7 protein-coding genes are annotated in these 13,062 nt (G+C 38.0%); 3 read left to right on the forward strand and 4 right to left on the reverse strand.

Annotated elements, in window-relative coordinates; genetic code table 11:
* Positions 1-14: 14 nt before the first annotated feature.
* The gene (locus ABM34_RS08325; protein WP_048704924.1) at positions 15-1,802 is read right to left on the reverse strand and encodes an L-fucose isomerase; all 1,788 of its coding nucleotides are present in this window, start codon (positions 1,800-1,802) and stop codon (positions 15-17) included.
* 159 nt (positions 1,803-1,961) lie between these two features.
* On the reverse strand, positions 1,962-2,717 hold the full coding sequence (locus ABM34_RS08330; RefSeq protein WP_048704926.1) for a DeoR/GlpR family DNA-binding transcription regulator: 756 nt from the start codon (positions 2,715-2,717) through the stop codon (positions 1,962-1,964).
* Positions 2,718-2,921: 204 nt separating this feature from the next.
* Between ABM34_RS08330 and ABM34_RS08335 the strand changes: the two genes are divergently transcribed.
* The 3 genes from ABM34_RS08335 (at position 2,922) to ABM34_RS08345 (ending at position 7,092) form a co-directional block, all read left to right on the forward strand.
* Positions 2,922-3,695, forward strand: a complete 774-nt coding sequence (locus ABM34_RS08335; protein WP_048704927.1) for a class II aldolase/adducin family protein — start codon at positions 2,922-2,924, stop codon at positions 3,693-3,695.
* Positions 3,696-4,454: 759 nt separating this feature from the next.
* Positions 4,455-6,149 carry a phosphoenolpyruvate carboxykinase (ATP) gene (locus ABM34_RS08340; RefSeq protein ID WP_048704928.1) on the forward strand — a complete coding sequence of 565 codons (1,695 nt, stop codon included), beginning with the start codon at positions 4,455-4,457 and terminating at the stop codon, positions 6,147-6,149.
* Between the two features lie 151 nt (positions 6,150-6,300).
* A complete protein-coding gene (locus ABM34_RS08345; protein WP_048704929.1) occupies positions 6,301-7,092 on the forward strand; it encodes an alpha/beta hydrolase in 792 nt (263 codons plus the stop codon).
* 323 nt (positions 7,093-7,415) lie between these two features.
* On the opposite strand, the gene ABM34_RS08350 is transcribed toward ABM34_RS08345, so the two are convergent.
* Together ABM34_RS08350 and ABM34_RS08355 are read right to left on the reverse strand one after the other, a co-directional pair.
* Positions 7,416-9,626 carry a Tex family protein gene (locus ABM34_RS08350; RefSeq protein WP_048704931.1) on the reverse strand — a complete coding sequence of 737 codons (2,211 nt, stop codon included), beginning with the start codon at positions 9,624-9,626 and terminating at the stop codon, positions 7,416-7,418.
* 485 nt (positions 9,627-10,111) lie between these two features.
* A complete protein-coding gene (locus tag ABM34_RS08355; protein WP_053084464.1) occupies positions 10,112-12,970 on the reverse strand; it encodes a glycoside hydrolase family 3 protein in 2,859 nt (952 codons plus the stop codon).
* Between the last annotated feature and the right edge of the window lie 92 nt (positions 12,971-13,062).

A 13,062-nucleotide genomic window follows, 5' to 3' on the forward strand; every position in this document is an offset into this window, starting at 1 on the left:
CACATCCATTCATTTTAATCGTATAGTGGTCCAAATGCTTTACATGCATTGAAATCTGCTGCTTCAAGGTTTTCTGTTCCAAGTGAAGCCCATGAACGTGGTCTGAAGATCTTATCTTCGTCAACGTTATGCATATTTACAGGGATACGTAAGATTGAAGCTAATGTGATTAAATCAGCACCAATATGGCCATAACTAATAGCACCATGGTTTGCACCCCAGTTGTTCATTACGTCGTAAACTGACTTAAATGCGCCTTTACCTGTTAATTTTGGAACGAAGAATGTTGATGGCCAACCTGGATCTGTACGGTCGTTAACGACATTAAATACATTTTCAGGTAGATCAACTGCATAACCTTCAGCAATTTGTAGTTCTGGTCCAACACCTTTAACAAGGTTGACACGTGCCATTGTTACAGGCATGCCATCTGGGCCACCTTCTGTAACGTAGTTACTTGAGAAACCACCGCCACGGAAGTATCCAATATTAGCTGGAACCCAACGAGTCTTATCTAAGTTAGCTTTAGCTTCGTCTTCTGTTAAGTCATAGAATGGTTTGATTGCTGGTTTGCCATCAATCTTTTCTTGACCAGTTGCATCAACAGTTTGTGCACCTGAGTTTGAAAGGTGTAAGAATCCGTTTGCTGCAAGTCCAGTAAGTTTTGTTCCTGAAACTCTTTCAATTGCGTCGGCACTCCAGAATGTACGTACATCGGCAAAAATTTGAGGTGTGTTTGTTAATAGGTAGTTGAATAGCATTGTTGTTCCATTCAAACTATCGTTTTCAGTTGCGAATACGTGTGGTGCATGAATTCCATTCCAGTCATATTGTGAGTTCATCATTGTTTCCATGTAGTCACCATTTGGGAAATGGTCTGTCCATTGACGTTGACCTTGGAATCCAGCAGCAATTGCATAGTGACCTTCTGATTCTTCTTTGAATCCAAGATCAGCAAGTGTTGTATTACCATCCATCAAGTCTTTGGCAATCATGTACATCTTGACACATTTTTCTAATTGTTCTTCTTTTTCTTCATCAGTAAACTTATTAGGATCATCTTCGTTGTAGACATCCTTACCAACTGGTGTATATTCTTTAGCCCAAGCAAGAGCCTTCTTAAATTCTTTTTCGTCATAAATCTTTTCATCCCAACGACGAACGATTTCTGACATATCAACATATTCATTACGCATACCTAAGTAGTCTTGGAAGAAATCAGCGTCAGCGATTGAACCACCAATACCCATGGCAACGTTACCAATTGATAGATAAGCTTTGTTATGCATAATTCCAACAGCATATGCTGCCTTTGCATAACGAATAATTTTTTCTTTTACATCTTCTGGAATTGAAGTGTCGTCAGCATCTTGAACATCTTCTCCATAAATACCGAAAGCAGGAATTCCTTTTTGAGTATGTGCGGCTAGAACTGCAGCTAGGTAAACAGCACCTGGACGTTCTGTACCATTGAATCCCCAAATTGCGTGAGGTAAATCTTTGGACATATCCATTGTTTCACTACCGTAGCACCAGCAAGGTGTAACAGTTAAAGTACCACAAACATTTTCTTTATCAAATTTAGCTTTACACATTGCTGCTTCATGGACGCCACCGATCGTCGTGTCAGCAATAACTGTCTTAACTGGAGTTCCATCTGGATATTTCAATGTACTTTCAATTAATTCAGCAGCAGATTTTGCCATCTGCATTGTTTGTTCCTCAAGCGATTCACGAATACCACGTCTACGACCATCGATTGTGGGACGAATACCAATTTTAGGAAATTCTGTTTTTAACATTGTAAGACCCTCCAAATTTTATTCACGTTCTTTATCTACACTGAGTACTATAAAACGCTTACATTTGGATGACAACGAGTTTCACATTTCTTGAACATTGTTCAAAAATCTTTCGTTAATTTATTCACAAAAGTATGGTTTTTCTATTCAACTGTTCAATTAATAGACAACTTCCACACATTCTTGTTTCATATTTTGAAGAAATGCATCAGTTGGTCTTGAATCTGTGATGACTATATCGATAGATGAATGGCTACACATGCGGTAATAATCAGACTTATTAATCTTCGTATGATCGCAAAGAAGAATTACTTGATCAGCTTGATGAATCATTTGTTTCTTTATAGCTGTCTGTTCATCACTAGCCATATAAACACCATCCATATTCACACCAGCACAAGATATGAACGCAATGTCAGCATGAAAGTCGCCTAAGAACTCACGTGCAGTGTCGCCCACTATCGAACCGGAGAATGGTCTGAGTTTACCTCCAGCAATATACGTTTTGATTTTCGGATTAGTATTTAACTTCACAGCCAGTGGCAATCCGTTGGTTATTACTATTAAGTTATCCTTCTCTGCCAAAAATGGCTCTAAATAGGAAGCAGTTGTACTCGAACCAATAATAAGTGCTTGATTATTACCAATGAAATCAGCTGCTAATTCAGCAATTGTCCGTTTACAATTAGTATTCTCAGTTGAACGAGTGTGGTATCCAAATTCAATATTATTTCCATTAACCAATTCAACTTGACCAAAATTTCTTCTGATCTTGTGTTCTCCTTCGAGAACAATTAAGTCACGTCGCAAAGTAGATCTACTCTCAAAAGTCAGATTCTCTAAAGCTCTCATATTAAGAACTTTCTTCTGTGACATTATTTCCATAATCTTTGAAAGTCGTTCTGTTTTATACATAATTAACCCTCCCAAGGTCCCCTTGAATATATTTGAACATTTATGAACAGCTACTGTGTGAGAAATTGAACATAATTCAATTTTACCAGACACTGGATACTAATAGTCAGTTACAGGATATAATCATGGTGAATTAAAAAATTCATGCTTTATCTACAATAAAAATTGAATTCATTTAATAACGCATGAAGGAGCATATTTATTATGAAAATGATGTTTCAAACAGAAAGAGAAGATTTAGCTAACACAGTTAGAAAAATGTTCGATAGAAAAGACACAAATATTGCTGGAGGAAACATGTCAGTGAAAGTCTTCGATAAAGAAGACCATCCCTACATTCTATTAACTCCCACATTTATGTCAGAAACATTCTTCGCAGAATTGTCACCAGCTCAAATCCTAGTAATTGATGGAATTACATACGAAAAAATTGACGGTGTCGGCGACGTAACACGTGAAGTAAACATGCACGAAAGAGCCTATACAGCTCACCCAGGCATCAGATGTGTTTACCACTCACACGCACCAAAAGCTATGTTCTGGGCAACATCAGGACTAGACATGCCAAACGTAACCGAAGTAACCAGAGAACTAGGAGACATCAAATGCCTACCATATGCTCCAGCATGTTCACAAGCTTTAGCAGATACAGTTTATGACGAACTAATCAAAATCGGTGACAAAGCAATGGAAAACATCTTCCTATTGAACAGCCACGGAATACTAATCACAGCAACAGACCTACACGTAGCAACAAGAGTAATGGAAACCGTAGAATGGAATGCCGAAATAGCCTATCAACAACAAGTATTCATCAAATTAGGCCTACTACCCGATTACCAATCATGTGGCGCCAACTACAAAGAACCAGTACCAGAAGGATCATTACCAGCAATCCCACTACCAGAAATCAACAAAGTAGCTTATGAGCACCCATTCCCAGAAAATATTGCTCGTCCAAATGAGGAGGTGTACTAAATAAGAAAAAGACAATTAAAAGCATATAGTTGAATTGTATTTAAAAAACAAATGATATCGCTTTCTTCAAAATTCGATATATGTTTTTTAAATAAACAAAATACGCATTGATACGCGCAAAAAAATTCAAAACCAAAACAAGGCTGAAAACAATAAAAGTTTTCAGCCTTGTTTTATTTTGTATGGATTTGATTTAGTTGAATAACTTTAGCTCAACTTTGGACTTGAAGATGATCACTGACACAAGTGGACCTATACCTATATCCATAAAATAAGAACAGTGGTGACTTGGAGTTGGCATACTAATTAGTACATTGTAATTTCTTGACATACATAATATCTATCCCCACTAAACAACAAGGAGTCCAGCGGAAATAATAAATTTGGAATACTATTTAGATTCCGGGGGAAAATCGATTCGGCCTCAGCCGCCACATTTCACTTTGCCGGCGAAGTCGGCTTAGTGAAAGGGTCGCTTTGGAGACATTTCGTACTTTGAAATGGCTTCAAACGTCCCGGCAGCGTTCCAGGCCAAAGAATCGATTTCCCCCGGAATCGGGTCTCCCCTCCACACCAAAACAAATTTTATTTTTCCATAAATGATTTTTATACAAGAAAACTATTGACTACAATAACAAGGTAACGTTTCCAAAAATTAAAATATTATAATCTTTCTAATAAAAACTTAATTTGGACTATTTATTTACTCCATTTTGTTTTAGAATGATGGTACATGTAACTTTGAAAGGAGAATTTTTAATGTCGCAATCATTACAACCAATTGATACCCCTGCGTTTTATATGAACCCAGATGCAAACGTATCAGTTATTAACTATAGCGAAGGCTATATTCAGGACATTTTTCAACTAATCAACAGTAAGGCACTCTTAGGTCTAGTAAAACTATTCCTAGAAGAGCAGAAACAAAATGCAGCAAATGATGTTGTACAAGTAACACCAGAAGATTACGTTGCTATTCTAAAGGCCATCGTTATCGATGAAACAGATAAATATGACCAATATGATAAGGATAAAATTCTTAAAAGTGTTGAGGATCTATATTCATTCTATAGAAACTTCTTCCGTGTATCTCTAGTTAACAAACATAATAATGCGGTTATCAAAGGTAACTTCATGGATATTGATAATCATTTCAATGAAGTAGTTATCGATCTATATCGTGCCGTTGAAGAGAAACTTCAAGGTTTCCAAAACCACACATACCGTCAAATCAACGCTGGTACTAATGCCAGTGCAATTGTTCAATCAATCGAATGGCCTGCTCCTGCTGGCTACGAAAAGCTACAAAACATTCGTTTTATTGATACCTTAATGCTTCGTCCACCAATGATGATGCACACAAAGAGTAACAAACGTGAAGGTGTCTTTGATGCCGTTCCTGATAATCCAATTAAGAAGTTTGATGGTTCACGTAGCGAGTGGTTCTGTTTCCCAGCTAAAATTGGTGAAAGTCTTGCTTACATTTACTTCCAACGTGACTACTTTGTAAGTGGGATCGCTCTTGGTAACTTGTTCGACATCGCCAGTGAAGAAGAAGTTAAAGGTAAGAAACCAGACGAGATCTTGCTATTTGGTCTACCTGAAACTGAAGGCGACGTATGTCACTACTTCCATGATGAAGCTAATGATATTTGGGTCGGTGAAGTTCCATACAACGATAAGACTACTTACTTTGGTTACATGAAGAAGATGTGTTTAACATTGCACAACCTTCACATGATTTATGAAAATAGACTTCCAATCCATGGTTCAATGGTTAAGATTACATTCTCAAATGGAAAAGTTAAGACAGTTGTCTTCTTCGGTGATTCAGGTGCCGGAAAGTCAGAATCTATTGAAGCTTTACAAGAAATTGCTGATGAAAAAATTGTTGATATCGAAACAATTTTTGATGACATGGGTAGTTTTGCATTCGATAAGAATGGTGAAGTTTACGCACAAGGAACTGAAACTGGTGCCTTCGTACGTTTGGATGATTTAAGTAGTGCTGTTGCCTTCAACAACATGGATCGTGGTATCTACTTGAACCCTGAGTTGAAGAACGCTCGTGTTATCTTGCCTGCTAACTCATACAAACGTGTCGTAATGCATCACAGCATCGACATGTGGGTTTACGCCAACAACTACGATTCAGATATTGGTTTGCACCAATTCCCTGATGAAGAAGCCGCAAAAGCAACATTCATTGCCGGTAAGAGAAAGGCACTTGGAACAACTGATGAAGTTGGTATGAGTACAACATTCTTTGCTAACCCATTTGGCCCTGTTCAAGAAGAAGCAAAAACACGTCCAATTATCGATAAAGTTTTCAATCAACTTTATAAAGACAAGATTTATGTTGGTGAAATTTATACTCACCTTGGTAACGACAAGTCTAAGGACAGTTTAAAAGAATCAGCTAAAGAATTGCTCGATCAATTAATGAACAACTAATTTTAAAACTTTGACACTCCAGCAAATCGTTGGGGTGTCTTTTTTTGCTCAAAAATAACTAAACCTGTTCGTTATTTTTGAGTAGGGTTTTTATTAGAATGATGATATTTTATAAACGTGATGAGGCTCACGCTAACGCGGAGTGTTTATTATGAAAAAGAAAATTTCGGCATTCTTAATAGCAGCAGTTTCATTACTTTCACTTATTTTTATTACTCAACTTGCAACACCTCAGACCTCTCAGGCCGCCACCTCTGAAGATCCGATTTTATTCGTACCAGGTTCTTACTCGAACCAAGATAGTTGGGATAAGATGTATCAACAATTGGATCCCGACAATGTTCACACCGTTGTCAAGTTACTAGTGCATGACAATGGCTCAGTTACAAGAACCAACGTTAGAACTGGTCAAAGTGATGAAAGACCTTTCGTAACTATCGCTTTTGACAATTATTTATGGAATGACGATGCAGTTTATGCAAATGCTGCCGGATTACAACAAGCAATCCAGTCATATCAAAAACAAGATCCATTCACACACGCAGATTTCGTTGCTCAATCAAATGGTGGCAACATTGTAGTTAGATATATGGAAGCTGATCCTTCAACAATGTTCGGAACTCTCATCACCGTAGGAACACCATATAATATGAGAGCCGGTAACGGAGATCCAGCTGATCCACTGTTAATCAGTCAAATAGCCGGAGCAGATCGTCTAAATCCTAACATGAATGTTTATAACGTAATCGGACGTGATTATGATGACACATCAACAGATACCGTAGTATCCAGAGATAGTGCAATGGACGGTGGTCACATATTCAGAGGCCATGTAGCATCCCTAACTTACTTATATCTAAGTGGTGAAGATGCAATCCATATGAATCAAGTTTCAGCTCCACAATTTGCACAGATTCTTACAAAATACCTAAGTTTTAACTGAAATACTGGTGGCGACCTATTGTACCAACCCTGGACTCAGGTAAACCTCATACACAAAGAAGTAGTATTTTTACCGGATGGGACGGTTCTAAAATATCAAGATAGTTTTTACTAGGAGATTTACCAAAGTTTCAAAACGGGTAGCACCATCAAGGTTTATTAGACGTCTACAACTTCAAATCTAATCAACTGAAAGATACAAGATAACCACACAAGAAAATCAGACTGGCTAAGCAAATAGCCTTTATAAAAACAAAAGCAAAAAGGACTCAAGAAATTAATCTTGAGCCCTTTTTTGATGAATAAGTTTAATTGTTTAAATTATTATTCAGATACTGATTGCAATTGGCTCTTACGCATGGTCAATTGAATTCTTTGACGATTTTCATCAACATCCATTACCCAAACATTTACGATATCACCAATTGTCACAACAGTACTTGGATCACTCACATAACGATCAGCTAGTTGAGAAATATGTACTAATCCATCCTGTTTAACCCCAATATCAACGAATGCACCAAAATCAACAACGTTGCGAACGGTGCCTTGAAGTTCCATTCCAGGTTTTAAGTCGGCCATGGTCAACACATCTTGACGAAGTAATGGTGCCGGCATACTGTCACGTAAGTCGCGACCAGGTTTACTTAGCCCAGCAACAATATCGGTCAAAGTTTCTTCCCCAATATCAAGTTCAGATGACCAGTCCTTAATATCCAACTGCTTTAATTGGTTCTGTAATTCGACAGTTCCAATTTCATCTGGAGTCACACCTAATTCCTTTAGTAATTTTCTAGTTGCTGGATAACTTTCAGGATGAATATCAGTATTGTCTAATGGATCCGATCCAGCAATAATTCTTAGGAATCCTACGGCTTGTTGATATGCCTTAGGACCTAATCGAGGAACTGATTTTAGTGACTTTCGATCATCAAAAGAACCATTTTCATTACGATACTTCACGACATTTTGTGCAGTTGTCGAAGTCAGTCCAGAAATATGCGTCAATAATTCTGGACTAGCAGTATTTACGTTAACTCCAACTTGGTTTACTGCAGTTTCCACTACCCTATCCAATTGTGAGTCCAATGATTTTTCAGGCACATCGTGTTGGTATTGTCCGACACCAATAGACTTTGGATCAACCTTAATCAATTCAGCTAGAGGGTCTTGTAGACGTCGTCCAATACTGATTGCTGACCTTTCTTCAACGTGAAGTTTAGGGAATTCGGCACGAGCATTATCGCTGGCAGAATAGACTGAAGCTCCCGCCTCATTTACAATCACATAGTACACAGGATAGTCCATAGTCTTCAAAATTGAACTAACGAATTCCTCAGATTCACGACTGGCTGTTCCGTTACCAATAGCAATCATTTGCACATGATATTGCTCTAATAATTGTTTAAATTCGACTTTTGCTTCTGCACGTTTTTCGTCATTAGCCGGTTTATGAGGATAAATCACTTGCTTAGTCAAAAATTGACCATTAGCATCCATAATTGCCAGCTTACAACCAGTACGATATGCAGGATCAAATCCCATCACAACTTTCCCCTTCAAAGGAGATTGCATTAAGAGATGATACAAGTTTTTTCCAAAAATTTGAATTGCGTGAGTACTAGCAACATCAGATAGCTTCTTGCGCAATTCACGCTCAATCGCAGGGCCTAAAAATCGTTTGTAAGCATCAATATATGCAAATTCAATTTTATCAACCGCTGGACCCATATGCGAACCAATCAATTTGTCTTGTTCGTGACGTAAAATCGGATCTGAATCGATAATAATTCCGGCCGTTAATACTTTCTCATGTTCACCACGATTAATGGCCAAAACACGATAAGGTGGTATTTCCTTCAAACTCTGAGAAAAATCATAATATGTTTCATAAACTTGTTGCTCATCCAAGTCACGACCATGAGTCTTAACCTTGCTGGTAAGCTGACCATTTTTCCAAGTATATTCACGAATCCATTCACGAAAGTCCGCCCGATCACCAAATTTTTCAGCAAGAATTTCATTAACACCAGCCCAAACAGCCTCCAGATCCGGTAAATCTTTATCAGCAGAGATGAAGGTCTTTGCCTTCTCATCAAGTCCGACATTAGGAAAAGTTAATAACCATTTAGCCAAAGGCTCAAGACCAGCTTCACGAGCAATGGTAGCCTTAGTACGTCTTTTCTGCTTATAAGGCAAGTATAAATCCTCAACCTGTTGCAAGACAGTAGCATGTTCCAATTGCTGTTGAAGAGCAGGAGTCAACTCACCCTGCTCCTTAATAAGTTTCAAAACATCCTGGCGACGTTGATTCAATTTCATCAAACGATTAGCCTCATCCTCAATATCACGAATAGCAACCTCATCAAGAGTCCCCGTCCGTTCCTTACGATAACGAGCAATAAAAGGCACAGTATTACCTTCATCCAGCAAACTTAAAACAGCTCGAATCTGCCCAACTCCATACTGACTCAATTGGAGATGAACAGGCCCAGCCAATTCCGACATACCATTTTCAACTTGTTTAGTAACCATAAATTCCTCCATCATCACAACTTATTAACTAAAAAGTACACAAATTTCATGTACTTTAGGTGTAAATGCGCAATGAAAATTATATCATGTTCTATTTAAAAATCCGAAAATAACAAAAAGTCATCAAGAAATTAATCTCAATGACTTTTAAGTAATATATGTAATTGTGTATGGTTAAGGGTTAGTGATTTTTCAAATAAAATATATATGTACAAAACCAAATATCATGAATCAAATTTGATGTCCAATTTATTATAGAAAATCTAGTCGTAGGAGCTGAAAATATTCTTGGCTGTGAAGGTGGTGTTATAGCTTTAGCCATTACAGCACCGGGCGAGTTTGGAGACTTACCGATTTATGGTAAGGCTTCAAACCGAGGTCCGAGACCTTGGCTCGGGCCGGTCCGCACAGCCATGAATATTTCTCAGCTCCGAAGACGGCATATTTATCCAGCACAAAACTTTTCCTGAGGAGGAATAAAAAACCTACCAGTTCAAACCATTAGCAGACATGATAGAATCCACGTCAGATGGAGTTAATGACTTAGCCTGTAAGTTATTCTTCTGAGCAAATGTATAAGCCTGCATAATAGTACCCAATACACGTGCAGCAGATTTTTGCAAATCACCCAATGCCAACTTGTTACCGTCAGCAGAATTTGTGGCAGCAATTTGCAATGCTTCTTGAGTACCACCAGGCATGATCAGATCATTACCAGCGCGCATCAATGAAGCAGGATCTGACAAACTCTTTAAGTTATACCAGTCTGTCATAACAGTACCTTTGAAACCCCATTCGCCACGTAGAATGTTAGTTAACAAGTCGTAGTTTGCGGCATTGTAAGTACCATTTACGAGATTATATGATGACATTACGTACTCAGGTTGTGCATCTTTGATGACAGTTTCAAAGCCTTTAAGATAAATTTCTCTCATGGCTTGTTCACCGATTTCGTCATCCATTGTTTGACGCTTTGTTTCTTGGTTATTAGCGAAGAAGTGTTTAATAGTTGTACCGACGCCAGGATTTGATTGAACACCCTTTGTCATAGCGGTTGCACTAACTCCGGCAATAAGTGGATCTTCTGAATAGTATTCGAAGTTACGTCCATTTAATGGATCTCTGTGGATATTCATACCAGGAGCTAACCAAGTATCTACTCCGAACTCTTTCATTTCTTTACCAACGGCATCTCCGACTTGATACATCATTTCGGGATCCCATGCTTGAGCAAGCAAAGTTCCAATAGGCCATGCTGTGGCGTATTGATATCTTGTTTGACCATTAGTAGTTGTTTCTGGTGTTAAACGAAGTCCAGCAGGACCATCGGAATTAACTGAAACTGGAACTCCTCTATTAATTAGTTGATCTGTTGTTTGACCAGCTGCGCCAGGAACTTGTGTTGCAGCACTACCAATAATTGATAATACTTTTGATGAATCAGAATCACTACTGTCGCCGTTTAGCATAGTATCAACACCACCACTCATCATGTTGTATGTTGAAGCTAATTGTTTGGCAGTCATTACTAAATTACCATTAACGATTTGTGAAAGTTGTTTTGTTGAAAGACTAGCAATGAATTGATCCATTGTAATCTGGCCATCATAAACATCTTTCAAGCTTGAACCGCTAATTCCGTTGATTGAAAGAATGGTTTGATTCAAATCAGTTGTTGGCAATTTTGTAGTTGTGTTCTTGTTAACGATTGTTGTTACAGCGTTCTTGTCATAAGTTGAAGCATTATTTCCACGAACCATGTTCAATGAATTTGCGTTCAATTGGATAACAGGAGCGTTACTTAATTCAGCAGCTTGCTTTGCAGGAACAAATGTATTGTCGCCGCCATGCAAAACTGTTGGATCAACAGCTGGAGGCATTTCTGATGAAAGTTGTTCTGTAGTTACCTTTGAAGATAAATTCAAAACGGCCGCAACATCAGTATTACGTGAGCTATCACCAACTCTGACAATATATTGACCAGGGTCGAGAATATAGCTACTTGTAGCTGTATCATAACTAGCCATGTTGTAAAGTGGGAATGACATTGTCAAAGTTTGGCTTTGACCAGGTGCCAACTCATCTGTCTTAGCATATGCAGCCAAGTTTTGGAAAGCTTTATCAACAGAGCCTTTTGGTGCTGAATAATATTCTTGGACAACTTGACGTCCAGAATACTTGTCACCAGTATTTGTAACAGTAACTTTAGTTACTAAGTTGTTACCTTTTACAGCAACAGAATCAGTCTTAGTAGCAAATGTTGTATACGAAAGTCCATAACCGAATTCATAATGCGGCGTTACGTTGTATGTATCGAAGTAACGATATCCAACATAAATACCTTCGTTATAAGCTTCTTTATCAGAGTTACCGTCATTGTCAGCAAATGTTGCTGAACTAGGATAATCTGAATAGTTATTGGCCCATGTATCAACTAATTTACCAGAAGGTGTAACCTTGCCACTCAAAATATCAGCAACAGCGGTACCAGTATTTTGTCCAGCTTGGGAAACTAGTAATACACTATCCAATCCAGGAATTTGGTCGATAAATTTAGTATCGATTTGACCACCAACATTTAGCAATAAAATACTTTGCTTGTAGTTAGCAGCAACATTCTTGATATTATTGAATTCAGCATTGGTAATCTCGTAATCGCCTTTAGTATCAGTACGATCTGTACCTTCACCAGCATTACGTGATAGAACGTAAATACCTACATCAGCAGGATCATTATCAAATGTAGCTTGAGAAATTTGTTTATCGGCATAATTAAATGTTCCCATCATAGGATGAGCTTTTGTAAAAGCAGCATTTTGCTCATCATAATCTTTAGCAGTAGCAGTTAAATAGTCGTCAGTTGTGACATCATAGCCAGCATCTTTCAAGCCATCCCAAATGTTAATCACTTTTCTAGGATTGACATTACCTGAACCAGTTCCTCCTTTCACCGTTCCATAAGCACCTGCACCATACAATGCAACCGTATCGTCAGTTGAAATTGGTAAAGTTTGATTCTTGTTTTGCAACAGAACCATACCATCTTCAGCGGCGGAAGTTGATAATTGCGAATTTGCAATTTCAGTTTCATTTGGATCAGGACTAGTTGTTGCTGAATCGTCAGATGAAGTTGTCTTGTTAGCATTTACCTCGTTGCTAGCTGACGCACTAGTTGAAACAGCTTCAGAAGTCTGTGCATTTGCTTGAGAAACATTAGTTTCTGAAACTTCAGAGTCAGAAGTTGTAGCGGCCGAAGCATTACCTAAGTATGTGTAGAAACCTACAAATAGTAACGCAATAATGCTCGTCAAAACTACAACAATCCTCTTCTGTTTTTTATCCATCCAATCACCCCTATACCTATAATTGAAACGTTTTCATGAAAACGCTATCACGGTGATTATTATATCGCTATCATTTCATTTATGTAATGATA

It is taken from the genome of Companilactobacillus ginsenosidimutans (assembly GCF_001050475.1).
In the GTDB taxonomy this organism is placed as follows: Bacteria; Bacillota; Bacilli; order Lactobacillales; family Lactobacillaceae; genus Companilactobacillus; species Companilactobacillus ginsenosidimutans.

Bases quoted from the DNA above. Each gene is read 5' to 3' on its own strand.
- ABM34_RS08325 (WP_048704924.1), bottom strand. From the start codon at position 1,802: ATGTTAAAAACAGAATTTCCTAAAATTGGTATTCGTCCCACAATCGAT.
- ABM34_RS08330 (WP_048704926.1), bottom strand. From the start codon at position 2,717: ATGTATAAAACAGAACGACTTTCAAAGATTATGGAAATAATGTCACAG.
- ABM34_RS08335 (WP_048704927.1), top strand. From the start codon at position 2,922: ATGAAAATGATGTTTCAAACAGAAAGAGAAGATTTAGCTAACACAGTT.
- ABM34_RS08340 (WP_048704928.1), top strand. From the start codon at position 4,455: ATGTCGCAATCATTACAACCAATTGATACCCCTGCGTTTTATATGAAC.
- ABM34_RS08345 (WP_048704929.1), top strand. From the start codon at position 6,301: ATGAAAAAGAAAATTTCGGCATTCTTAATAGCAGCAGTTTCATTACTT.
- ABM34_RS08350 (WP_048704931.1), bottom strand. From the start codon at position 9,626: ATGGTTACTAAACAAGTTGAAAATGGTATGTCGGAATTGGCTGGGCCT.
- ABM34_RS08355 (WP_053084464.1), bottom strand. From the start codon at position 12,970: ATGGATAAAAAACAGAAGAGGATTGTTGTAGTTTTGACGAGCATTATT.